This is a genomic window from Achromobacter sp. ACM03, from assembly GCF_014851665.1.
Lineage (GTDB): Bacteria > Pseudomonadota > Gammaproteobacteria > Burkholderiales > Burkholderiaceae_B > Achromobacter > Achromobacter aegrifaciens.
Window position 1 is genome coordinate 1210651 of record NZ_JACVAD010000002.1, and the last position, 23828, is coordinate 1234478.

23 protein-coding genes are annotated in these 23828 nt (G+C 67.7%); 16 read left to right on the forward strand and 7 right to left on the reverse strand.

Annotation, left to right across the window (positions count from 1 at the left end):
• Nucleotides 1–9: 9 nt before the first annotated feature.
• Nucleotides 10–1260 carry a kynureninase gene (kynU, locus tag IB257_RS13780; protein ID WP_054451647.1) on the forward strand — a complete coding sequence of 417 codons (1251 nt, stop codon included), beginning with the start codon at nucleotides 10–12 and terminating at the stop codon, nucleotides 1258–1260.
• 77 nt (nucleotides 1261–1337) lie between these two features.
• Nucleotides 1338–2744, forward strand: coding sequence for an amino acid permease (locus IB257_RS13785; protein WP_054451646.1), 1407 nt, complete (start codon nucleotides 1338–1340; stop codon nucleotides 2742–2744).
• Nucleotides 2745–2812: 68 nt separating this feature from the next.
• On the opposite strand, the gene IB257_RS13790 is transcribed toward IB257_RS13785, so the two are convergent.
• From IB257_RS13790 to IB257_RS13805, 4 genes are all read right to left on the reverse strand, one after another.
• Entirely contained in the window at nucleotides 2813–3226 is a 414-nt protein-coding gene (locus IB257_RS13790) for a VOC family protein (RefSeq protein ID WP_054451645.1), read from the reverse strand.
• Nucleotides 3227–3304: 78 nt separating this feature from the next.
• The gene (locus IB257_RS13795) at nucleotides 3305–3997 is read right to left on the reverse strand and encodes a YafY family protein (RefSeq protein ID WP_054451644.1); all 693 of its coding nucleotides are present in this window, start codon (nucleotides 3995–3997) and stop codon (nucleotides 3305–3307) included.
• A gap of 76 nt (nucleotides 3998–4073) precedes the next feature.
• Nucleotides 4074–5045, reverse strand: a complete 972-nt coding sequence (locus tag IB257_RS13800) for a hypothetical protein (protein ID WP_192492433.1) — start codon at nucleotides 5043–5045, stop codon at nucleotides 4074–4076.
• On the reverse strand, nucleotides 5042–6055 hold the full coding sequence (locus IB257_RS13805) for a tripartite tricarboxylate transporter substrate binding protein (RefSeq protein ID WP_192492434.1): 1014 nt from the start codon (nucleotides 6053–6055) through the stop codon (nucleotides 5042–5044). Before IB257_RS13805 ends, IB257_RS13800 begins: the two co-directional genes overlap by 4 nt.
• 162 nt (nucleotides 6056–6217) lie before the next feature.
• On the opposite strand from IB257_RS13805, the gene IB257_RS13810 reads away from it, so the two are divergent.
• Nucleotides 6218–7174, forward strand: coding sequence for a LysR family transcriptional regulator (locus tag IB257_RS13810; RefSeq protein WP_054452252.1), 957 nt, complete (start codon nucleotides 6218–6220; stop codon nucleotides 7172–7174).
• On the opposite strand, the gene IB257_RS13815 is transcribed toward IB257_RS13810, so the two are convergent.
• Both IB257_RS13815 and IB257_RS13820 read right to left on the reverse strand, forming a co-directional pair.
• Entirely contained in the window at nucleotides 7171–8031 is an 861-nt protein-coding gene (locus tag IB257_RS13815; RefSeq protein WP_192492435.1) for a hypothetical protein, read from the reverse strand. The two genes, IB257_RS13810 and IB257_RS13815, sit on opposite strands and share 4 nt — an antisense overlap.
• A 143-nt stretch (nucleotides 8032–8174) precedes the next feature.
• On the reverse strand, nucleotides 8175–8642 hold the full coding sequence (locus IB257_RS13820) for a CopD family protein (protein WP_054451642.1): 468 nt from the start codon (nucleotides 8640–8642) through the stop codon (nucleotides 8175–8177).
• Nucleotides 8643–8778: 136 nt separating this feature from the next.
• On the opposite strand from IB257_RS13820, the gene IB257_RS13825 reads away from it, so the two are divergent.
• From IB257_RS13825 to IB257_RS13865, 9 genes are all read left to right on the forward strand, one after another.
• A complete protein-coding gene (locus tag IB257_RS13825; protein ID WP_054451641.1) occupies nucleotides 8779–9288 on the forward strand; it encodes a sigma-70 family RNA polymerase sigma factor in 510 nt (169 codons plus the stop codon).
• The gene (locus IB257_RS13830) at nucleotides 9267–10280 is read left to right on the forward strand and encodes a FecR domain-containing protein (RefSeq protein WP_192353999.1); all 1014 of its coding nucleotides are present in this window, start codon (nucleotides 9267–9269) and stop codon (nucleotides 10278–10280) included. Before IB257_RS13825 ends, IB257_RS13830 begins: the two co-directional genes overlap by 22 nt.
• A gap of 175 nt (nucleotides 10281–10455) precedes the next feature.
• Nucleotides 10456–13008 (forward strand): TonB-dependent receptor, encoded by a 2553-nt coding sequence (locus tag IB257_RS13835; RefSeq protein WP_225588901.1) that lies wholly within the window; start codon nucleotides 10456–10458, stop codon nucleotides 13006–13008.
• A 79-nt stretch (nucleotides 13009–13087) separates the two neighbouring features.
• Nucleotides 13088–14134 carry a hemin-degrading factor gene (locus IB257_RS13840; RefSeq protein WP_125471911.1) on the forward strand — a complete coding sequence of 349 codons (1047 nt, stop codon included), beginning with the start codon at nucleotides 13088–13090 and terminating at the stop codon, nucleotides 14132–14134.
• A gap of 18 nt (nucleotides 14135–14152) precedes the next feature.
• Complete coding sequence (locus IB257_RS13845) at nucleotides 14153–14986, forward strand: hemin ABC transporter substrate-binding protein (RefSeq protein ID WP_175164005.1); 834 nt, start codon at nucleotides 14153–14155, stop codon at nucleotides 14984–14986.
• A 37-nt stretch (nucleotides 14987–15023) separates the two neighbouring features.
• The gene (locus tag IB257_RS13850; RefSeq protein ID WP_119451788.1) at nucleotides 15024–15968 is read left to right on the forward strand and encodes an iron ABC transporter permease; all 945 of its coding nucleotides are present in this window, start codon (nucleotides 15024–15026) and stop codon (nucleotides 15966–15968) included.
• On the forward strand, nucleotides 15965–16753 hold the full coding sequence (locus IB257_RS13855; protein ID WP_054451635.1) for a heme ABC transporter ATP-binding protein: 789 nt from the start codon (nucleotides 15965–15967) through the stop codon (nucleotides 16751–16753). The genes IB257_RS13850 and IB257_RS13855 overlap by 4 nt, the downstream gene beginning before the upstream one ends.
• A gap of 79 nt (nucleotides 16754–16832) precedes the next feature.
• On the forward strand, nucleotides 16833–17315 hold the full coding sequence (locus tag IB257_RS13860) for a YajQ family cyclic di-GMP-binding protein (protein WP_054451634.1): 483 nt from the start codon (nucleotides 16833–16835) through the stop codon (nucleotides 17313–17315).
• A gap of 47 nt (nucleotides 17316–17362) precedes the next feature.
• Nucleotides 17363–18268, forward strand: coding sequence for a LysR family transcriptional regulator (locus IB257_RS13865; RefSeq protein ID WP_054451633.1), 906 nt, complete (start codon nucleotides 17363–17365; stop codon nucleotides 18266–18268).
• Nucleotides 18269–18281: 13 nt separating this feature from the next.
• Here IB257_RS13865 and IB257_RS13870 read toward each other — a convergent pair whose 3' ends face one another.
• On the reverse strand, nucleotides 18282–19727 hold the full coding sequence (locus IB257_RS13870; protein WP_054451632.1) for an AlkA N-terminal domain-containing protein: 1446 nt from the start codon (nucleotides 19725–19727) through the stop codon (nucleotides 18282–18284).
• Nucleotides 19728–19873: 146 nt separating this feature from the next.
• Here IB257_RS13870 and ogt point away from each other — a divergent pair, with 146 nt between their 5' ends.
• The 4 genes from ogt to IB257_RS13890 all read left to right on the forward strand — a co-directional run bounded on the left by ogt (nucleotide 19874) and on the right by IB257_RS13890 (nucleotide 23826).
• Nucleotides 19874–20422: a methylated-DNA--[protein]-cysteine S-methyltransferase gene (ogt, locus tag IB257_RS13875; RefSeq protein ID WP_082400780.1), complete on the forward strand. Its 549-nt coding sequence runs from the start codon at nucleotides 19874–19876 to the stop codon at nucleotides 20420–20422.
• Nucleotides 20423–20495: 73 nt separating this feature from the next.
• On the forward strand, nucleotides 20496–21461 hold the full coding sequence (locus IB257_RS13880) for a DUF3829 domain-containing protein (RefSeq protein ID WP_054451631.1): 966 nt from the start codon (nucleotides 20496–20498) through the stop codon (nucleotides 21459–21461).
• 201 nt (nucleotides 21462–21662) lie between these two features.
• Nucleotides 21663–22748, forward strand: coding sequence for a tartrate dehydrogenase (locus IB257_RS13885; RefSeq protein WP_054451630.1), 1086 nt, complete (start codon nucleotides 21663–21665; stop codon nucleotides 22746–22748).
• Nucleotides 22749–22845: 97 nt separating this feature from the next.
• Complete coding sequence (locus IB257_RS13890; protein WP_119451784.1) at nucleotides 22846–23826, forward strand: tripartite tricarboxylate transporter substrate binding protein; 981 nt, start codon at nucleotides 22846–22848, stop codon at nucleotides 23824–23826.
• Nucleotides 23827–23828: the final 2 nt, after the last annotated feature.

Below are 23828 nucleotides of genomic sequence, written 5' to 3' on the forward strand. Positions count from 1 at the left end.
GAGCACAAAATGAACACCCGTGAAGCCTGCGTAAATGCCGATCGCCAGGACCCCCTGGCGCCCCTGAAGGACCGTTTCGACCTGCCGCCCGGCGTCCTCTACATGGACGGCAATTCCCTGGGCGTGCTGCCCAAGGAGGCCGCCGGCCGTGCCGCCGCCGTGATCGGCCAGGAATGGGGCGCGGGCCTGATCCGCAGCTGGAATACCGCGGGCTGGTTCGAACTGCCCACCCGCCTGGGCGACAAGCTGGGCCGCCTGCTGGGCGCGCGCGAAGGCGAACTGGTCGTGACCGACACGACCTCGCTGAACATCTTCAAGGCGCTGGCCGCCGCCCTGCGCATCCAGCAGCACCAGCACCCCAAGCGCCGCGTCATCCTGTCCGAACGCGACAACTTCCCCACCGATCTCTACATGATCCAGGGCATGATCGACCTGCTGCAGCAGGGCTATGAAATGCGCCTGATCGACGATGAACTGCCGCTGGAAAAGGCGCTGGACGAGTCCGTGGCGGTGATGCTGCTGTCGCACGTGAATTACCGCAGCGGCCAGATGCACGACATGGCCGCCGTGACCGCGCTGGCGCACGAGCGCGGCGCGCTGGCGATCTGGGACCTGGCGCACGCCGCGGGCGCGGTGCCGGTGGACCTGAACGGCGCCGACGCCGACTTCGCCGTGGGCTGCACCTATAAGTACCTGAACGGCGGCCCCGGTTCGCCCGCCTTCATCTGGGTGGCGCCGCGCCACACCAAGGACTTCTGGCAGCCGCTGTCCGGCTGGTGGGGCCACACGCGGCCATTCGATATGACCGTGGCCTACGAGCCGGCCGGCGGCGTGCGCCGCTACCTGTGCGGCACCCAGCCCATCGTGTCGCTGTCGCTGGTGGAATGCGGCCTGGACGTGGCGCACGCCGCCGACATGGCCGAGGTGCGCAAGAAATCCCTGGCGCTGGGCGACCTGTTCATCGCGCTGGTCGAAGAGCGTTGCGCCGGCCATCCGCTCACGCTGGTGACGCCGCGCAAGCACGCCGACCGCGGCAGCCATGTCAGTTTCCGCCACCCCAACGGCTTCGAAGTGATGCAGGCCCTGATCGCGCGCGGCGTGATCGGCGACTATCGCGAACCCGAGGTTCTGCGCTTCGGCCTGACGCCGCTGTACTTCGGCTACGCCGACGTCTGGGATGCCGTGGATATCCTGAAGGACGTGCTGGACACGCGTTCCTGGGACAAGCCGGAATTCAAGCACCGCGCCGCCGTGACCTGAGCGCCGCAACACAACCCCATTGCGCGGGCCAAACCGGCCCTACATCCACAAAGAGAGCGCAGGACCTGGAGGAGACAATGCAACAACAAAAAGGATTCGGCCAGATCGCCGAACGCGAGCAGGGCCTGAAGCGGCGGCTGACGTCGGGGCAGATGAGCATGATCGCCATCGGCGGCGCCATCGGCACGGGCCTGTTCCTGGGCAGCAAGTTCGCCATCGGCTTTGCCGGACCCAGCGTGATCATCAGCTACGCCATCGGCGGCCTGATCACGCTGCTGCTGATGGGCTGCCTGGCGGAAATGACGGTGGCGCATTCCACCTCGGGTTCCTTCGGCGCCTATGCCGAGCACTACGTCGGCCCGCTGGCGGGGTTTCTGGTGCGCTACGCGTACTGGTCCTGCGTGGTGCTGGCGGTAGGCACCGAAGTTACCGCCGTGGCCGAGTACATGAAGTTCTGGTTTCCGGACGTGCCCGGCTGGCAGTGGGTCTGCCTGTTCTCGGCCGTGCTGATCTTCATCAACGCCATGAGCGTCAAGACTTTCGGCACGGTCGAATACTGGTTCTCCACGATCAAGATCACCGCCATCGTCGCCTTCATCATCCTGGGCGCCTACGTGGTCTGGGGCAATCCGCAGTACGGCACCGCCCTGTACACCTCGCACGGCGGGTTCTTCCCGAACGGCGTCTGGGGCATGTGGATCGCCGTGGTCATTTCGATCTTCAGCTACCTCAGCGTGGAGATGATTGCGGTGGCCGCGGGCGAGGCCGAAGACCCCGAACGCGCGGTCAAGCAGGCGTTCCGCGCCACCATCGTCCGGCTGGTGGTGTTCTACCTGCTGACGCTGGCGCTGATCCTGGCCATCGTGCCCTGGGACGAGGCCGGCAAGGGCGGCAGTCCCTTCGTCAAGGTGATGCAGGCGCTGGAGATTCCGGGGGCGGCGGGCGTCATCAACTTCATCGTGCTGGTGGCGGCGCTGTCGGCCATGAACAGCCAGCTTTACATCACCACGCGCATGATGTTCAGCCTGTCGCGCGCCGGCCATGCGCCGTCCGCGTTCGGCAAGCTGACGCGCAGCGGCACGCCGCTGAACGCGCTGCTGCTGTCGACCAGCGGCATTGCCATCGCCGCGGTGCTGAACGTGCTGTACCCCGAGACCTCGTTCACGCTGATGATGGCGATTTCGATGTTCGGCGCGCTGTTTACGTGGATGATGATCTTCGTCACCCACTACTGCTTCCGCCGCCGCTGGGCGCGCGAAGGGGGCGGTAAATTGTCGTTCCGCATGCCGGGCTTTCCGGTGCTGACCCTGCTGGGCGCGGGCGCGATGCTGGCGATCCTGGCCACCACCTACTTCACCAGCGTCTTCAAGATGACGCTGGTGTTCGGTGTGCCTTTCCTGCTGGTGCTGGCCGTGCTTTATCAGCTGCTGTTCCGTCGGCGCGGCGAAGCCGTTGCGCTGACCCCGCGCGGCCAGCGTTCCTGACATAGCTGCGCCCGGTTCAGACGCGGGCCTGAGGCGCAAGCCTCAGGCCCGTATTTCATGGCCGGGCTTCAGGCGCTGGCCAAGGCGGGCGCAGGCTGCTGCGCAGCCTGTTCCTGCGGCGCCGGCGCGAACACGCGCAGCCGGTGGCCGTCGGGATCCAGCGCCACGAAGGTGCGACCGAAATCCATATCGGTGGGCGCTTGCAGGATGGGCAGGCCGCGCAGGCTCCAGTCCAGGTGGCGGCGGTCCAGCGCCTGCGCGTCCGAAACGGTAAAGGCGAGTTCGGTCGCGCCGCCGCGGCCGGCAGCGGCCGGCTCCACGGTATAGCGCGACCACAGGCCCAGCATCAGGCCGGAATCCAGCCTGAACAGTGCGAAGGTGGGGGAGCTTTCGAGGGGCGGACGCTGCAGCAGGGCGCTGTAGAATGCGGCGCTGGCGGCGGGCTTTTCGACGTAGAAAATCACGAAATTGGTGTCTGACATGATGCGCTCCGGGTGGTAGACGCGCTCATCTTAGACAGGGGTACTGTCAGTTTTTGGCAGTAGCTTTTATCTGCATTTTCATCCGCATTGCTTGGGCGATCGGTCGATCGCGCGCCACTCCTTCAGCAGCGCATGGCGGCGCTTGGGATAACGCTCACCGGGCGTCAGCGTGGCGATGCGATCGGTGCGGAAATGGCGGAAGTCCTGGCGCAGTTCGCACCAGGCCATGACGATGCGCACGCTGTCGAAAAACCCCAGCGCGAACGGCCAGATCACCCGCGCGGAATCGGCGCCCTTGTCGTCGCGGTACGTGATGTCGATCTTCTGTTCGCAGCGTATGGCGTGGCGGATCAGCGACAGGTCCACGCGGTCCACCACCTGCATCGCGCTGGGCCCGACCAGCAGCGGTATCGCATCCAGCCCGTCGCGCATTTCCGCCGGCAGCACCGCGCCGATCTTGGCCAGCGCGTTGCTCGCCGCCTGCGCCAGGCGCGGGTCGGCCCGGTCCGCGACCCAGCGCGTGCCCAGCACCAGCGCCTCGATCTCCTCGGTGCTGAACATCAGCGGCGGCAGCATGAAACCGGGCCGCAGCACGTAGCCCACGCCCGGTTCGCCCTCGATCTCGGCGCCCTGCGATTGCAGGGTGGCGATGTCGCGGTAGAGCGTGCGTATGCTGACGCCGAGGTCGGCGGCCAGTTGGCGGCCGCTGACGGGGCGGCGATGGCAGCGCAAGGTCTGCATCAGGCCCAGGAGGCGTTCGGTGCGGGACATGGGGGCGGGCGGGGATGGAGGATCCATAATGCTGCCACGAAATGTCAGCAGGCGGGGCTCCGTCCGCAACGGGATTTCAGGCCGGCGGCAGGGCCATCAGCCACTCGTGCACGCGCGCGGCCAGGTCCAGGCTGTTGCGGTCCATCATCAGCATGTGCGAATTGCCGGCGATGCCCAGCTCGGGCAGCGACAGCAAGGTGACGCAGGGATGCCGCCGCGCGAAATCGCGCACCCGCTCGCGCATGCGCGGCCAGCGCGGGTCCGTGTCCATGTTGTCGCCCATGAGGACCAGCGTGGGCGTGCGGTAGCCGGCGTCCAGTTGCGGGATGCTGGCCGGCTCCAGCGCCACCACGGCGCGCACCAGATCGGGCCGGGCGGCGGCCGCGCGGATGCCGAATACGCCCGCCTGCGAATGGCAGATGACGATCATGCGGCCGACCCGCTCCAGCAAGGCCAGATAGCCGCGCAGGACGGCGGCGTCGGTATGCACCCAGCGCGGCACCATCTGCGCGGCCAGCTCGCCGAAGGCTTGCACCGGGAACTGCGTGTTGCCATAGGCGCTGCCGGGGCCGGGGCGCGTGCCCGGGCGGCCGATGCGAAAGCGCGTGTAGCAGTCTTCCTGCGCCTGCACGATGGGCCCTTCCGTCCAGATCTCGGGGACCGGCGCGTAGCCTGAGCGGCCGCGTTCCACGGCATCGCACAGATAGGCGTCCCAGCCGCGGCGCAGGAAGGCATGGAGCCAGCCCTGGCGGCCATCGGGCGTGGTCTCCCACGCCGCGCCGGTCATGCCGCCGCCATGCCAGAAGGCCAGCGGCGGGCGGCCACTGGCCGGCTCGGCCAGGAAGTACTGCGCATACATCTGCTCGACGCGGTAGGTGCCGTTGGGGTCCAGCGCGACGGGCTGGCCGCCTTCGGCCATCACCACCTCGCGCCGCGGCAGGCCCGACAGGCTGACCTCGCGTCCGCCCACGTGGAAGGCGCCCATGTCGCGCAGCCGGATCGGCGCGAGCGCGTCCGATGCGTCGCGGCCGGGTTCGTCCGTCATCATTCGGCCCGGATGCGGTTGGCCTGGATCACGTCTTTCCAGCGCGCGGTCTCGGCCACCACAAAGTCGCCCAGCGCCTGGCGCGGCCCGGCGGCAGTCTCCACGCCCAATTCGCGCATCTTGGCGGCGACCTCCGGCGCCTGCAAGGCGTCGTTGAAGGCTTGGTGCAGCGCGGCCAGCGTGGCGTCCGGCGTGCCGGCCGGCGCCATGATGCCGAACCAGGGCGTGATCAGGAAATCGGCCACGCCGGCTTCGGCGAAGGTCGGCACGTCTGGAATGGCCGGCGCGCGCTTGGCGCTGGCCACGGCCAGCGCCCGCAGCTTGCCCGCGCGGATGTTCGCCAGCGAAGCCGGCAGGTTGTCGAAATACATGTCGACCTGGCCGCCCAGCAGGTCGGCCGCGACCTGCCCGGCGCCCTTGTAGGGAATGTGCGCCACATCGATGCCGGTGCGCAGCTTCAGCAATTCGGTGGCCAGGTGGGCCGAGCCGCCCACGCCCGACGAGGCCGAGTTCAGCTTGCCCGGATGGGCGCGGGCGTAGGCCAGCAGCTCGGCCACGGTCTGCGCTGGCACCTTGGGATTGACGACCAGCACGCTGGGCACCGTCCCGACCATGGCGACGGGCGCGAAGTCCTTGACGATGTCGTAGGGAGCGGGCTGGTAGAGCGAGGGCGCGACCGTGCAGCCGAAGGCGCACATCAGCAATGTGTAGCCGTCGGGCGCGGCGCGCGCCACCGCCTGCGCGCCGATATTGCCGCCGGCGCCGGCGCGGTTTTCCACGATCAGAGGCTGGCCCAGACGCTTGGCCAGGCTGTCGCTGAGGATGCGGGCCAGGATGTCGGGCGTGCCGCCGGCGGGGAAGGGCACCACCAGCGTCACGGGACGTTCGGGAAAGCCCGCCGCAGCGGCCGGCTGTGCGGCGCCCAGTAGCAGCGCAGCTCCGGTGAGCGCGGCCGCCATCCAGCGGCGGGGGGAAGCGCGCCAGCGCGCGGCGGTGGGGCCCAGGGGGATCATTGCGGCAGTCTCCGGAAAGTCGGGTCGGGTGCGGAAGGCCCCGATCTGCCGCGGACTGTAGCCAAGGCTGACCGCCTTGCCCAATGCTGGCTGCGCAAGCTGTATATGTCGAAAACGGTATGGAATTTTCAATGCATGCATTTCAGGCATAGTATGGGCGGCATGAGCGACGCCCAATCCCTGCCCTATCTGCGCCGGCTGGACATGAACCTGCTGCTGACGTTCGACGTCCTGATGCGCACTCGCAGCGCCACCGCCAGTTCAGCCCTGCTGCATAAGACGCAGCCCGCCATCAGCCGTGACCTGGCGCGCCTGCGCCGCCGGCTGGAAGATCCCTTGCTGGTGGTGGTGAAGGGCCGATTCATTCCGACGGAGCGGGCGCTGGAACTGCATTCGGCGGTGCATGACGCGCTGGCGCAGATCGAAGCGGCGCTGCGTCCGGCCGAGGCTTTCGACCCGGCCAAGGCCAGCGGCGTGGTCAATATCGGCACCGGCGCGCATAGCGAGATCCTGCTGGCAGCGCCGCTGATCGAACGTCTGCACCGCGCCGCGCCAGGCATCACACTGCGCTTCCAGTCGGTGCACGGAGACTTCGTGCCGGACGATCTGGACGCGGAGCGGTTGGACATGGCCATCGGCCTGTTCGGCAAGGTGCCGGCGCGTTTTCATCGGGATACGCTGCTGAAGGACCGGCGCGTGTGCGTGGTGTCGGCGCGGCATCCCTGGGCAGGCAAGCGCGCGCTGGCGCTGGCGGATCTGCCGTCCATCAAGTGGTTCGCCTTCGCGCACATGTATGGCCGGGAAACCAACTTCGACCGCGCGCTTAAGCCGGATGCCAGCCGGCTGGAATTTTCGGCCTACCTGTCCGGCTTCGGCATCACGCCCTATGTGCTGCTGGACACTGATTACGCCACCACCATGCCGGCCAGCGTGGCGCAGGTGCATGGCCGGCATTTCCCGCTGGCGACGCTGGAACTGCCTGCCAGCCTGCGCAAGATCGAACTGGTGATGGTGTGGCCGCGGCGCCTGCATACGTCGCCGTTGCAGGCCTGGCTGCGCGGGCAGATCCGCGAGGTGCTGCGGGAACGCGTGGACGCTCCCGCAGCCAGTGCGGCTTAGGAACCGACCTTCTTGCCAGTCGCCACGTCGATGGCCGAGCCGTCTTCCAGGCTGACGCGGTAGATCTCGCGCACCACGTTGCCGGCGAAGCCGATCTCGACGATGGACACGTCCTTGAAGGTGGTGTTGATGCCGTCCGGCAGCACGGCGTTGAACTTGTCGGACTCCTGCTTCATGGCGTCCTGCAGGCGCGTGTCGTACATCGCCATGCTGTAGACCAGGGTGGTGTGCGGATTGTGCGCGCGCACTTCCTTGCCGTCCTGCATGATGTTCACGCCGCTCACGCCCATGGTCTTGACCAGGTCTTTCCCGGCGTCGCCCATCTTGGCGTAGACCGGGCCGGTGACGCGCGGCAAGGGGCCGTCGCGCAGCGGCGCCAGGGCGGCGGTGGTGACGGTGTTGTAGCGCATCATGTCCTCGAAGCCCTGGCCGCTCTTGACCACGCCCAGGTCCAGCCACCACGGATGGCCCGCGCCCTTGGCGGCTTCGGTGGGATAGAAGTTCTTCAGCGTGACCTGCAGCGGGGCCGGCGGCTTGGGCAGGGCCTTGAGCATGCGGGCGGGCGTTTGCGGGTCGGCGCTGTGGATGTGCACCACCGTCACGTGCGGCATGTTGGGCGTTTCGGCCTCGGTCTTAAGGCCCAGCTTGAGCAGGTCGGCTTTCAGCGTGCCATTGATCTTGGCGTCCAGGATGGCGTTGACGTCCTGTGGCAGACGGTAGACCACGCCATAAGTTGCCTTGTGTTCTCGAAACCCGGTCTGGTCCAGGGCGCTGTTGTCGATGGGGGCGGCGGCATGCGCGGCCGAGGCGGATACGAACAGGCCGAGGGCGGCCAGCTGGAAGACACGCTTGATCATGGAGATTCCTTTTGTTTGTGTAGGCCCGCGAGAGTCATCCGCAGTGTGGCCAGCGCGGATGTAATGCGTATTGCACCAAGCAAAAGAATTCCGATACCAGCCTGCGCATGCCCGATAGCTGGCGGGCGCCGGCTGATATCCGCCTACGCAAAAAAGACGATGGCCACGATGGCGATGCCCAGCAGCAGGTTGATGCCGACCCAGCGGCGTATGCCGCCCATGGCCTGGCCGCCCTGGGGCCAGTCGGATGCGGCGACCGCCGCTCGCAACTGCGGGTAGAGCACGAAGCGGATGTAGGCGTAGATGGCCGTCATGACCAGGCCGCCCGAGGCCATGAGGGTCCAGCTGCGCGGCATGAAGAAGGAGCCGCCCGTCTGCGCGGCCTGGCTCGCTTCCTGGCCGATCATGAGCGCGCCCGAAAACAGGATCAGCACGATGGCCGCCAGCACGGCATTCAGGAATGGCCCCAGCACCGACGCCATCAGCCGCAGCCGGACCGGCGGTTCCAGTTGCGCGGCCGCCGGCCGCAGGAAACAGTGCGCGAACAGCATGCCCCCGACCCAGAGGATCACGGCCATCAGGTGGATGAATTTGAGCGCGGCATAGAGCATGGGGCAGGCCTGTAGGGAGGAATCCGTCCCCATCATATCGCCGTCAAGCGCGGCGCGCGGACTTGACCGGAATCATGGTTTTGCATTTAGAATGAGATTGATTTCTATTTGTGATTGAAAGTTCAGGGAGCCACCCGTGCCGAATCCCGCGGTCGCCGCCAGCGACAACGTCCAACTGCTGTACCGCGCTCATCACGGATGGCTGCATGGCTGGCTGCGCGCCAAGCTGGGCAACAGCTTCGACGCGGCCGATCTGGCGCAGGACACCTTCGTGCGGGTGCTGCGCCACCGCCATGAACTGGACGCCCTGCGCGAACCGCGCGCCTATCTCACCACCATCGCCAAGCGCCTGCTGCTGAATCACCACCGGCGGCGCTCGGTGGAGCAGGCCTATCTGGAAGCCCTGGCCCTGATGCCAGAGGCGCTGGCGCCCTCGGCCGAACAGCGCCTGATCATCCTGGAAACACTGCAGGAAATCGACGAGATGCTGGCTGGCCTGTCCCTGCCGGCCCGCCAGGCCTTCCTGATGGCGCAGCTGGAAGGACTGAGCCATGGCGAAATCGCCGCCCGCCTCAACGTGTCGCTGCGTACCGTGCACCGTTACATCGCCAAGGGATTCGAACAATGCATCATGGCGTCGATCTGAGCGCCCAGGCCGAGGCGGCGTCCGAACTGCCCGCCGTCGAACGCAGCGTGGCGCGCGAGGCCGCGCGCTGGCTGCTGCGGCTGAGTTCGGGCCGCGCCACCGACGCCGACCAGCGGGCCTGTGAACTGTGGCGCGCCAGCAAGGCCGAGCACGAGCACGCCTGGCAGCGCGCGCAGCGCGTGAACGAACGCTTCGGCCTGATCCCGGCGGCGCTGGGTATGGCGACCTTGAACCGGCCCGAGCTCAGAAGCCGCCGCGCCGCGCTCAAGACACTGATTGCGCTGGTGGTGGCCGGTCCTGTCGGCTGGGCCGCCTGGCGCGCCGATCCGCTCGACTGGACCGCGGACTACCGCAGCGCGCCGGGCGAGCGGCGCGAAGTGGCGCTGGCGGATGGATCCACGCTGCTGCTGAACACAGCCAGCGCCGTCGACGTGATGTACAGCTCCACGGCTCGCCTGGTGCGCCTGCGCGCCGGCGAGATCGCGGTGCATGCCGTGGCCGACACGGCGCCTGCGCCGCGGCCCTTCGTGGTGCGCACGAGCCAGGGAGACATCGAGGCGCAGTCCTCGCGTTTCTGCGTGCGCCAGGAAGGCGGCCTGTGCCGCGTCAGCGTGCAGGAAGGGCGGGTCCGCGTCGGCAGCGCCGCGCATCCGCGCAGCCTGATCAGCCTGGAAGCTGGCCAACAGAGCAGCCTGACGGACGAGGGCGCATCGCCGCCATCCCCCGCGGACCCGCATGCCAGCGACTGGCAGCGCGGCGTGCTGTACGCCAACCGCATGCGGTTGGACGCCTTTGCCGCCGAACTGGGCCGCTACCGTTCCGGCATCCTGCGTTGCGATCCCGAGGCGGCGCATTTGCGCATCTCAGGCGCGTTCCAGGTGCGCGACACCGATGCGGTCCTGGCGGCACTGCCCGCGACCTTGCCGGTGCAGGTGCGCTATCGCACGCCTTACTGGGTGACGATCACCTTGCGCGCGGCAGCCGAGGCCTGAACCCGCGCTGTTACAAAAAAGTGGAGGGCCAGCTGTCCGATTCGGATTTCACGAGGGTCATGGTCTGTAGAGGCAAACGAATGCCGACACCTTTTGGATCGAAAGGACGACCATGGCTTATCTCCCCGCCGGCCGCGCAAGCGGCTCCCGACCAGCCCGAGGCCTGCAATGCCGCATGACGCATCTAGCCGCCGCCGTGCAGGCCGCCCTGGCGCTGTCCGCGCTGTCCGCCGCCTTGCTGCCCGCAAGCGCCGCGTGGGCGCAATCCGCGCAGCAGACGCAGGCGCGCGGCTATCGAATTCCCGCGGGCACGCTGGCCGAGGCGTTGCCGCGCTTTGCCGACAGCGCGGGCGTGACGGTGCTGTTCGACGCGGCGCTGGTGGGCCAGCGCCGCACGGCGGGGCTCGATGGGGTTTATTCCGTGAATGAGGGCTTTGCGCGCTTGCTGGCGGGCAGCGGCCTGGGCGTGCAGGAGCGCAGCGCCCGCGTCTACGTGTTGCAGGCAATGCCCGCGGATGTGACGCAGTTGGCGCCCGTCCAGGTGGAAGGCGAGGGCGCGCCGGTCGCGCCGGCCTGGGAAACCAGCACCGACCGCAAGCGCCTGGACGAACTGCAGGTCAAGAACTGGAGCGATTTCGGCAAGCGCGCCGAGCCCGGCGTGAGCTTCAACCGCACGACCAACAGCATCAACATCCGCGGCCTGGATCAGGATCGCGTGCTGACACGCGTGGACGGCATCCGCCTGCCGTGGCTGGACGACGGCGCGCGCGGCCTGAAGGGCGGGCTGGAAGCGGTAGATTTCAACAGCCTGTCGCGGCTGGACATCGTGCGCGGCGCCGACGCCAGCGGCGGCGGTTCCGGCGCGATTTCCGGCACTGCCGACCTGTACACGCTGCAACCGTCGGACCTGCTGACAGACGGCAAGACCTTCGGCGCGCTGGCCAAGACCGACTACGACACGGCCGACAGCAGCTGGGGCGCCAACGCCGCCCTGGCGGGCCAGATCCACAGCAATACGTTCTGGCTGGTGCAGGCGGGCGTACGCAACGGCCATGCCCTGGACAACCGCGGCGACGTGGGCGGCTACGGACCCAAGCGCAGCGAACCCAGCCCGGAAGACTACGACCAGCGCAGCTTCCTGCTGAAGCTGCAGCAGCGCGTCGAAGGCGGCCACCGCTTCGGCCTGACCGGCGAATACTTCAAGCGCAACGCCGACATCGACAATATGTTCGAGCAGGGCGCGGGCACCAGCTATCTGTACGGCGAGAACAGCACCCGCAAGGAAACCGAGCGCCAACGGGTGTCGCTCGATTACTCGTACAAGGCGCCCGGTGCGGACAGCCTGATCGACACGGCCACCGCGGTCGTCTACTGGCAGCGCCTGCAGCTGGACAGCTCGCTGAGCGGCGTGCGCAGCGTCGATTCCCGGGCCTACGCCATACCGGGCGATCCGTTCCGTTACGGCTATCCCAGCGGGCCTTACGGCCGCAGCAACTCCATCCGGCAGACCATGTTCGGCGCCAATGCCGAAGTCACCAAGCGCCTGGCGGGCGCCTCGGTGTCGCAGTTGTGGACCGTAGGCGGGGAGTGGTATGGCAACAAGACCGAGCAGTACTCAAGCGGCTACGACAATTGCCCGGTGATCCGGCCGGGCACGCCGGCGCCCATGGGCCCGCGCCTGTGCGACATGCTGCACACCAACCAGGCCGATGTGCCGCAATCCAAGGGCAATCAATGGGCCCTGTGGGTGCAGGACGAATTCAGCTTCGCCGACGGCCGCTACACCATCATGCCGGCGCTGCGCTACGACCACTACGAACAGAAGCCGCAGTCCACGGCCAGCTACGAAAGCAACCCGAACGCAGGCGCGCTGCCGCCGTCCAACAGCGGCAGCCGTTTCTCGCCCAAGCTGCTGGCCACCTGGAAGGCCGCGGATGAGCTGAGCCTCTACGCGCAATACGCCTACGGTTTCAAGGCGCCCAGCCCGACCCAGCTCTACACCAACTACGGCGGCCCCGGCACCTACCTGCGCGTGGGCAATCCCTATCTGAAGCCCGAAACCAGCAAGGGCTGGGAGCTGGGCGCCAAGATCGGTTCCGATTCCCTGGGCGGCGCGGTATCGTTGTTCGACAACCGCTACCAGAACTTCATCGATGGCGACGTGCCGCTGAACGCGTCCTCGCCCCAGTGGCAGCCGGGCTGGGCCGGACAGTATCCCTTGGGCGTGACCGGCAACGTCAATCGCGCCAAGGTGCGCATCTATGGCGCCGAAGCCAGCGCGCACTGGAAGTTTTCGCCAGGCTGGCGCACCTGGGGCTCGCTGGCGTGGGCCGTGGGCAAGGACGAGAGCACGGGGCAGTACCTGAACTCGGTGGCGCCGCTGAAGGCGGTGCTGGGCCTGGGCTACGGCCGCGACGTGTGGGGCGTGGACGCCATGCTGACTACCGCCCTGAAGCGCGACAAGGTCGAGTATCCCGAGGCCACGGCCACGGCGCGCAATCCCGATTTCCAGGCGCCCGGCTACGGCGTGGTGGACCTGATGGGCTATTGGCGTCCGGCCGCGGTGAAGGGGCTGCAGGTGCAGGCAGGCGTTTTCAATCTGTTCGACAAGAAGTATTGGGAGGCCATCAACGTGCCGACCGCCGGCGCCATCGCCATTCCGCGGCCGGTCGATTGGTACACGGAACCGGGACGCAGCCTGCGCGTCTCACTGACATACCAGTATTGATCCTGACCCGCCGCCGGTCCGGGCAATGCCGGGACGGCGGCGGTCTACGCAAACCTTAGCAACGGCCGGAGGGCCCACGATGAGCAACACCGATTTCATGTCCCGCGCCCAGGAACTGCGCGCTCGCAACGAGGCCCTGGCCGCCTCGCAACCCAAGCTGCGCGCCCGCAACCTGGCGCAATCGCTGGGAGTGTCCGAAGCCGAGTGGGTCGCGGCCGAATGCAGCGGCCTGAAGGCCACCGCCCTGCACGGCACGCCCCAGGAGATCTTCCGCGAACTGGGCACGCTGGGCCCGGTCATGGCGCTGACGCGCAACGACTGGTGTGTGCACGAGCGTCACGGCGTGTATGAGGACATCCAGGCCGACGGTCCGGTAGGCCTGGTGCTGGGGCCGGACATCGACCTGCGCGTTTTCTTCACGGCCTGGAAGTCGGCCTGGGCGGTCGAGCAGGACGGCCGCCACAGCCTGCAGTTCTTCGACGGCGCGGGGGTGGCGGTGCACAAGGTCTACCGCACCGACGCCACCGATGCCTCCGCCTACGATGCCCTGGTCGCCAAGTTCGCGGGCGAGGCGCAATGGCCCGAGACCCAGCCCTATGCGCCCGCCGCCGACGCCGACCGGGTCGAGGACGGCGCGCAGTGGCGCGAGGCCTGGCTGGGCATGCAGGACACGCACGAATTCTTCCCCCTGCTGCGCAAGTTCAAGGTGTCGCGCCTGGCCGCCCTGGCGGCCGCGGGCGAGGACCTGGCGCAGCAGGTGCCGGCCGATGCCGTCGAACGCATGCTGGAATCCGCGGCGCAGTCCGGGCTGTCCATCATGTGCTTCGTGGGCAACCGCGGCATGATCCAGATCCATACCGGCCCGGTGCAGCAATTGCGCCGCACCGGCCCCTGGTACAACGTGCTGGACCCCAAGTTCAACCTGCACCTGGACACGACCGCCATCGCGTCCGCCTGGGTGGTGAACAAGCCGACCACGGACGGCTGGGTCACCTCGCTGGAGCTGTATTCCGCCACCGGCGACCTGATCGCGCAGTTCTTCGGCGAGCGCAAGCCCGGCAAGCCGGAGCTGGCGCAATGGCGCGAACTGATGATCAGCCTGTGCAGCGTGCCGCTGGCCGCCTGAGCCCATAAGGACGTAGCGATGAAAAAATGGTTGGCAATGGCGGCGGGCTGGGCAATCGCGCTCGGCGCGTACGCGGCGCCGCCCGCCCGGGTGGTGACCCTGGGCGGCACCGTGACCGAGATCGTGTATCAGCTGGGGCAGGGCGACAAGCTGGTGGGAGACGATCTCTCCAGCCTCTATCCCGAGGCCGCGACCAAGCTGCCGCGCGTCGGCTACTACCGTTCGGTACCGGTGGAAGGCGTCTTGTCGCTCAAGCCCGATCTGGTGCTGGCTTCCGAGCAGGCCGGACCGCCGGACGCGCTCAAGCGCCTGGCGGATGTCGGCGTGCGCGTCGTCACCGTGTCGGACGCGCCGTCGGTGGATTCGCTCAAGTCGCGCATCCGCAGCATTGCCGATGCGCTGGGCGTGGCGCCGGCGGGCGAACGCATGGTGGAAGACGTCACGCGCGAGCTCGCGCGCGCCGAGGCGGTACCCGCGACGCGCGCGCGGGCGCTGCTGCTGATCAATCGCACAGGCTCGCCGCAAGGCGCCGGCCGCGACACCGCCGCCAACGAAGTCATGCACCTGGCGGGGCTGGTGAACGTGCTGCAAGACCAGCATGGCTACAAGCCCTTGTCGGCCGAGGCCATGGGGGCGCTGGCGCCCGACCTGATCATCGTGACGCAGGCATCGCTGGACGCCGGCGGCGGCATGGACGCCTTCCTGCGCATGCCGGGCATCGCATCCACCCAGGCGGCCGCGAAGCGGCGCGTCGTCGTGATGGACGACCTGCTCATCCTGGGCATGGGACCGCGCCTGCCGCTGGCGCTGACCCAGCTCAAGCAGGAGGTTGCGCATGTCATGGCGCGTTAGCGCGCCGCTGGCGTTGGGCCTGCTGGCAGCGGCCCTGATGCTGGCCGTGGTGGCCGCCACCGCCAACGGCGCGGTGGCGATCCCCTTGCGCGAGCTGCCGTCCCTGCTGTGGGGCGCGCCCACGCCGGAGACTGCCCTGTGGCGCAATGTGCTGATCGACATCCGCTTGCCGCGCGTGCTGTTCGCGCTGGTGGCGGGCGCGGGCCTGGCGGTGTCCGGCGCGGCCATGCAGGCGCTGTTCCGCAATCCGCTGGCCGAACCCGGCCTGATCGGCATCTCGGCGGGCGGCGCGCTGGGGGCGGTGGCCGCCATCGTGCTGACGTCCGGCGGCTTCTGGATCACCGCGCCTGCCGCCTTCGCCGGCAGCCTGCTGGCCACGCTTTGCGCCTACGCGGTGGGCCGGCGCGTGCCGGGCGTGGCGGGCCTGTTGCTGGCAGGCGTGGCCATCACGGCCATGGCGTTCAGCCTGATCGGCCTGTTCACCTTCGTCGCCACCGACGCGCAGCTGCGCGACCTGACGTTCTGGAACATGGGCAGCCTGGGCGGCGCGAACTGGAAGGTGCTGGCCTTCCTGGGACCCTGGGTGCTGCTGGTAAGCCTGTGGCTGATGAGCCAGTGGCGCGTCATGAACGCGCTGCTGCTGGGCGAGCGCGAGGCCCAGCATCTGGGCTACACGCTCAAGCGCGTGCGGGCCAGGCTGGTGCTGGCCAGCGCGCTCATCGTCGGGCCCCTGGTCGCCGCCACGGGCACCATTGTCTTCGTCGGCCTGGTGGTGCCGCACCTGGTGCGCATGACACTGGGCGCCAATCACCGCTGGCTGCTGCCTGCGACCATCCTGGCCGGCGGCCTGGCGCTGATCCTCGCGGATTGGCTGGCGCGTACCGTGGTGGTGCCGGCGGAGCTGCCTATCGGCCTGGTGACGGGCCTGGTGGGCGGGCCGTTCTTTCTGTGGCTACTGGCGCGCGGACGGAGGATAGGATGACGCTAACCGCGCAAAACGTGACGGTGAATCGCGGCGCAGTGCGCATTCTCACCGATGTATCGCTGGACATTCGTCCGGGAGAAGTCGTGGGCCTGCTGGGGGCCAACGGCGCCGGCAAATCCACCTTGCTGGGCGTGTTGTCAGCGGAATTGCCTGCCGATGCGGGCCAGCTGAGTCTGGGCGAAACCTCGCTTGCCGCCATGCCGCACCGGCAGCAGGCGCGCCGCCGCGCCGTGCTGCCGCAAAAGCCGGGGCTGACCTTCGACCTGAGCGTGCGCGAGGTGGTCGCCATGGGCGCCTATCCGTTCCCGGAGTTGGCGCCATCCGTGGTGGACGCGCTGGTGACGCAAACGCTGGGCGAGGCCGACGCCGCGCATCTTGCCGGGCGGCGCTATCCCGAGCTGTCCGGCGGCGAACAGCAGCGCGTCCAGTTCGCCCGCGTACTGGTTCAATGCCATGCCGCGCGCGAACGCGACGAGCCGCGCTACCTCTTGCTGGACGAACCCACCGCCAGCCTGGATCCCAAGCACCAGGGCGACCTGCTGCGGCGCTCCTGGGAGCTGGCCCATGCCGGCAATACGGGTGTACTGGTGATCCTGCACGACATGAATCTGGCCGCCCGCTGGTGCGACCGCCTGCTGCTGCTCAGCGGCGGACGCGGCATCGCCCAGGGGACGCCGGCAGAGGTCCTGACGCCGGCCAATCTGTATCTGGCCTACGGTATCGACGCGCAGGTGATCGCGCATCCCCTGCAGGCCGGCCGCCTGCTGGTGCTGATGGCGTGACTCGGGCTGTGGGGCCGGTAAAATAGGCGTTACGCTGGTATTCGCCTTTTTCAACATTTACCCAACAGGACCCCGTGTCATGCCTACTTTTGACGTCGTCTCCGAAGTCGACAAACACGAACTCTCCAACGCTGTCGATCAAGCCAACCGCGAACTGGCCACCCGCTTCGATTTCAAGGGCACCGACGCCAAGTTCGAGCTCGACGAATTTGTCGTGACCCAGGTCGCTTCCAGCGCCTTCCAGCTCAAGCAGATGCTGGACATCCTGCGCGGCCGCCTGTCGGCCCGCGGCATCGATGTGCGCTGCCTGGACGTGGCCGATCCCCTTGAAAACCTGGGTGGCGCCCGCCAGAAGGTCACCATCAAGCAAGGCATCGAGCAGCCGGTGGCCAAGAAGCTCATCGCCGCCATCAAGAACGCCAAGCTCAAGGTGGAATCGCAGATCAACGGCGACAAGCTGCGCATCAGTGGCAAGAAGCGCGACGACCTGCAGACCGCCATCGCGCTGCTGAAGAAGACCGACGTCGACCTGCCGCTGCAGTTCGAAAACTTCCGCGACTGATCCGCCCCGCGCCAGGGTGCCGCGCACCCTGCGGACCTGGAGGGGCCATGGGACATTCCAACGAGTTGCAGCTGGTCGTCGAACTGGTGCGCGCCGGCGGCATGTCCGCCGCCGCCCGCGAGCTGGGCGTCACGCCGGCCGCGGTCAGCAAGCGGCTGGCCCAGATCGAGGCGCGGCTGGGCGTGCGGCTGGTCAATCGCAGCACGCGACGCCTGAGCCTGACCGCGGAAGGCGAGGTCTACCTGGAGAACGCCCGCCGCATCCTGGGCGAGATCGAAGACCTGGACCAGTTGATCGCCAGCCGCCAGGACAGTCCGCGCGGCCTGCTCAAGATCAACGCGCCGCTGGGTTTCGGCCGCAGCTACATCGCGCCCGCGATTGCGGAGTTCGCTCGGAAATATCCCGAGGTGTCGCTGCAATTGCAGCTGACCGACAGCCCGGCCGACTTCGTGCAGGACGCCGTCGATGTGGCCGTGCGCTTCGGCGACCTGCCCGACACCCGCCTCATCGCCCGCAAGATCGCGCCTAACCGGCGCCTGGTCTGCGCGTCGCCGGGCTACCTGAAGGCCCACGGAGTGCCTGCCACGCCGCACGACCTGGCGCGGCACCAGTGCATCGTGCTGCGGCAGAATGAAGCCGCGTACGGCCTGTGGCGTTTCACCAAGGGACGCCGCAGCGAGACCGTGAAGGTGCGCGGCAACCTCAGCAGCAATGACGGGGAAGTGACGCTGACCTGGGGCCTGGCCGGCCTGGGCATCCTGCAGCGCGCCGAATGGGATCTGGCGCGCTATCTGCGCAGCGGCAGGCTGGTGCAGGTGCTGGAAGACTACGCCTTGCCGCAAGCCGACATCTACGCTGTCTTTCCGGAACGGCACCACCTGTCGGCCAAGGTGCGCGTGTTCGTGGACTTCCTGGTGGCGTATTTCCGCAAGGGCGCGGAAGACCAGTGGTGAACCCGGGCCGCGCTCAGGCCGTCCACAGGTGCTGCGCCGCGTATGCGCGCCAAGGCCGCCAGGTTTCGGCGCGGGCCAGCAATTGCGCCGGGGTATAGGTCCGCGCTTCCAGTCTTTCGAGTCCGCGGATCAGGCCGATGTCGGCGGACGGAAACGCGTCCGGCTCGCGCAACTGGCGCAGCGCGATGTATTGCGCCGTCCATTCGCCCACGCCGCGTATCGTGCGCAGCCGGCGCACTGCGTCTTCCAGGCCGCCGGCGGCATCGAACAGATGCTTGTCCGCCACTGCCGCCGCGGCGACCGCCGACAAGGTGGCCGCGCGGCTGCGCGGCATGCCCAGCGACGCAAGCTCGGCCGGCGCCACGGCTTCAGGCAAGGGGAACACATGCGTCAGCGCGCCTTCGGGACGGGTCATGGCGGCGCCGTGCGCGGCCACCAGCTTGCCGGCCAGGCGTATGGCCGCAGCCACCGTGATCTGCTGCCCGAGCACGGCGCGCATGGCCAGCTCGAAGCCGTCCCAGGCGCCAGGCACGCGCAGGCCGGGCCGCGCGCGGATCAGTTCGGTCATGACGGGATCGCTGGCGAACTGCGCGGCGATGGCGACCGGATCGCTGGCCAGATCGAAGACGCGGCGCAGGCGCGCGATGATGGCCGGCAGCGCTTGCAGCCGGGGAAAGCGCACCGTGGCCTCGAGCGCATCGCCGCGGCCCGGGCGCACCGTCACCGTGCCCTGGCAGCCGTCCAGCAGGACAGTGCGCGCATAGCTGTCGTCCGTGACGTGTTCGATGCCGGGAATCGCGCGCAGCCGCAGGAAAGCCAGCATGGCGTCCCAGTCGTAGGGCGGACGGTAGCGCAGCAGCAACTTGATCTCGCCTTCCTGCGCCGCGGAAACTTCCGGCTTGCCGGAGCGCCGCAGCTCGCCCGGGGCGCGCGCGAACAGGTCATGGAAGATCTCGTTGAAGCGGCGGATGCTGCCAAAGCCCGACGCGAAAGCGATCTCCGCCATCGGCAGCCGGGTTTCGTGGATCAGCTGCTTGGCCAGCAGCACGCGCCGCGTCTGGGCCACGGCCACGGGCGAGGCGCCCAGGTGCTGGCGGAACTGGCGCCGCAACTGGCGTTCGCCCACGCCCAGGCGCTGCGCCAGCGCGTCCACCCCGTCCTCGTCCAGCGCGCCCAGTTCGATCAGTTGCAGCGCGCGCGCCACGCTGTCGGGCAGTTCATGCCCGGGTCCGACTTCCGGCGCGGTCTCGGGTCGGCAGCGCAGGCAGGGGTGATAGCCGGCTTCCTGCGCCGCCGCCGCGGTGGCGTAGAACGTGACGTTCTTCGACAATGGCGTGCGCGCGGGGCAGACCGGGCGGCAATAGATGCGCGTGGTCTTCACTGCCGTGAAGAAGCGGCCGTCGTAACGGGAGTCGCGCACTTGGATGGCGCTGTAGCAGGCGTCGTGGTTCAGGTCCATGGAATCATGCTAACGCCGCGGCGGGCGTCGGATCTAGCGGTTTTCGGACAGTGTTGTGGATGCGGCATTCCTGTCCGAAAACCGCCAGCGCATGGCTCGCTCCCCCGCCTATATTGTTTGCGTCGATCATCGCAGGAGGCCATCCCATGCCAGCCCGTACCCAGACATTTCTGCTTGAACGCGTACCCACGCCCATCGGCCTGATGCTGGTCCTGAGCGACGAGCAGCGGCGCCTGCGGGCGGTCGACTGGGAGGACTACGAAGCGCGCATGCATCTGTTGCTGCGCAGGCAGTACCGCCATCAGAACGTGGCGCTGCGCGATGCGGCCCAGGCCTCGCCCGCGCGGCGCGCGCTGCTGGATTACTTCGACGGCGACGTGCGCGCCATCGACGCGCTGGATGTGGCCACGGGCGGCACGGACTTCCAGCGGGAAGTGTGGCGGGCGTTGCGCGAAGTGTCGGGCGGCCAGTCGATCAGCTATGGCGCGCTGGCGCATCGCATTGCGCGTCCCGCAGCCGTGCGAGCGGTGGGCGCGGCCAATGGGGCGAATCCCATAGGCATCGTCGTGCCTTGCCACCGCATCGTGGGCGCTGACGCCGCCCTGACCGGTTACGGCGGCGGACTGCACCGCAAGCGCTGGCTGCTGGATCACGAGCAGAGATGGCTTGAAAATTCTTGTGACAGGGTTGAATAGATTTGTAGCTTGTTAAGCATCTGATGGGCATATCATGCGTCCCCTTCAGAGCAACCCGCAACAGGAAACAAAGATGTTTATGCCGCGCCCCTTGCGCATGTCCGCAGTTCTGGCCGTCACGCTGGCGCTCGCCGCGTGCGGCGACGATAGCGCCAAGAAGGAAGCGAAAGCGCCCGAGGCGGCCACCGCCCAGGCCGAGATCACCAAGTACAACCAGTACGTCGACACCGCCAACAGTATTTCCACGACTTTCGAGCAGGCGCTGGAACGCTACGAGGCCTATGCCGTCCCGGCGCTGAAGGAAGGCAAGCCGCTCAAGGATTTTGTCATCAGCAATGATTCGACGATCCAGCGCACCAAGGAGAAGCTCGACCGCGCGCTGGCGATGACGACGCCCATCGCCGAGATCGACGGGCCGGCCAAGGAATTCTCGGATGCGTTGGGCAAGCTGGCGCCGCTGAGCCACGAACTGCAGAACTATGCCGCAGCCAAGACCTTCCTGTCCGACAACGGCGCGCTGGCGCGCGAGAAGAGTCCGGCCTATGTCGCGGCGCTGACCGAAGTCGTGAAGGCGGAGAACGGCTTCTACCGCGGCATCTCCATCAAGGACACGGCCAACACCAAGGAAGCCTTCGAGAAAGCCAAGAAGGACACGGTCGCCTACTACCGCGCCGGCATGGTCTATTACGGCAAGGCCACGATGGACAAGGCCTCGGGCGTGTTTGAGGGCAAGGGCCTGGGCGCCGACCAGGACGCGTTCAAGCAGGAGCTGGACAAGATGAACGAAATGGCGCTGGGCTTCGACAAGAAGACGCGTGAAGCCGACGCCAAGGGCTGCTCCGGCATGATGATGAACGTCAACGGCTTCCTGGCCTCCGGCCGCAAGATCCTGGAACACACCAACAATGGCCGCTACAAGGAAGACGCCGCGCGCACCGGCGCGTTCAAGATGATGCGTCCCACCATCGAAGACGACGCCAACAGCCTGCGCCAGAACTTCAACAACCTGATCTCCGACCTGAACATCGGCCGCTGCTGATCGCAGCGCGCCCGCGGCTGGTTCATGGCCGCAACCTGACACAGCGCCCCATGCGGGCGCTGTTTTTTCATGTGCGTCCGGTTTCTCCGTCTGCCACCTTCAACTCCAGGTAAAAGATGTTGTGAATTCCACGGCGCCCGCAGGCCGCGGGCCTCAGTACAGTGCCGACAGCATCTCACCAGCAAGGAGCCCAGTCGGCACATGAAGACCTATCGCATCGCAACCATCCCCGGCGACGGCATCGGCAAGGAAGTAATACCCGCCGGACAGCGCATCATGCAGGAACTGGCCCGGGACGGCGGCCTGAGTTTCGAGTTCGAGGATTTCGACTGGGGCGGCGACTACTACCGCAAGCACGGCGTGATGATGCCGGCCGACGGCCTGGATGCGCTGCGCGGCAAGGACGCCATCCTGTTTGGTTCTGCCGGTGATCCGCACATCCCCGACCACATCACCCTGTGGGGCTTGCGGCTGAAGATTTGCCAGGGCTTCGACCAGTACGCCAACGTGCGTCCGACGCGCATCCTGCCGGGCATCGACGCGCCGCTCAAGCGCTGCGCGCCGGGACAGCTGGATTGGGTCATCGTGCGCGAGAACTCCGAAGGCGAATACTCCGGCGTGGGCGGCCGGGTCCACCAGGGCCATCCGCTGGAAGCCGCGACCGACGTGTCCATCATGACCCGCGCGGGCGTCGAACGCATTCTGCGCTTCGCCTTCAAGCTGGCGCAATCCCGTCCGCGCAAGTTGCTGACGGTAGTCACCAAGTCCAATGCGCAGCGCCACGCCATGGTCATGTGGGATGAGATCGCCATGGAGGTGAGCCGCGAGTTCCCGGACGTGACCTGGGACAAGGAACTGGTCGACGCGGCCACCGCCCGCATGGTGAACCGCCCCGCCTCGCTGGACACCATCGTCGCCACCAACCTGCACGCCGACATCCTGAGCGACCTGGCGGCGGCGCTGGCCGGCAGCCTGGGTATCGCGCCCACCGGCAACATCGACCCGGAACGCCGCTATCCCTCCATGTTCGAACCCATCCACGGATCGGCTTTCGACATCATGGGCAAGGGCCTGGCGAACCCGGTCGGCACCTTCTGGTCCGTGGTCATGCTGCTGGAGCACCTGGGCGAAACGCAGGCCGCCGCGCGGCTGATGCAGGCGATCGAAAGCGTGACTGCCGATCCTTCTCTGCACACGGGCGACCTGGGCGGAACCGCCACCACGGAGCAAGTCACGGCGGCCGTGTGCGCGAAGCTGGCGGCTGCGGACAGGGCCAAGGCCGCATAGGCGAAGCAAACCCGAAGCGGGATCGGGGCGCAAGACCCCAGGCCCGCTGCGGGATCCACGAGAACAAGCGAATTCCATTCGTACCGAGGAGACAAGCATGCACAAGAGAACGAACCCTGCGCGCATCCTGGCGCTGGCCTGCCTGGCGGGCCTGTCCTTCGCCGGCGGCGCGCAGGCGCAGGGCTATCCGGCCCGGCCCGTGAACCTGGTCGTGCCGTTTCCGGCCGGCGGCACCACCGACGTGCTGGCGCGCGCGCTGGGCCAGGAGCTGGCCAAGAGCCTGGGCCAGCCGGTGGTGGTGGAGAACAAGCCAGGCGCGGGCTCGACCCTGGGCGCGGACTACGTGGCCAAGGCCGCGCCCGACGGCTACACGCTGCTGATGGGTGCCGTGCACCACACCATTGCGACCAGCGTCTACAAGAGCCTGCATTACGACTTCCAGAAGGATTTCGCGCCGGTGACCACGGTGGCCTTGGTGCCCAACGTGCTGGTGGTCAATCCCAAGCTGCCGGCGCAGGACGTGAAGTCCTTGCTGAAACTGGCGCAAGGCCAGCCGGGCAAGCTGACCTATGGCTCGAACGGCATGGGCACGGGGCAACACCTGATTGGCGCGCAGTTCGAAAAGGAAGGGCATGTGCAGTTGCTGCACGTGCCCTACAAGGGCAGCGGGCCGCTCACCACCGACCTGCTGGGCGGCCAGATCGACATGTCCTTCGACACGGTGACGCCGGTGCTGGCACACATCCAGAGTGGCAAGCTGCGCGCGCTGGCTGTCACCACCAATCAGCGTTCGGCCGCGTTGCCCGATGTGCCGACCATGGAGGAGGCCGGTCTGAAGCCCTTCAACATGGGGACCTGGTTTGGCGTGCTGGCGCCGGCGGCCACGCCTGCGGACGTGGTCGGGCGCCTGAATGCCGAGATGGTCAAGATCATCCGTTCGCCCGACTTCTCGCGGCGGATGGCCGAGATCGGCGCTGTGCCTATCGGCGATACGCCAGCCGAGATGAAGGCGCGCATCGGCACGGATACCGAGAACTACGCCAAGCTGGTCAAGGACGCCAAGGTCGCGATCAACTGAGC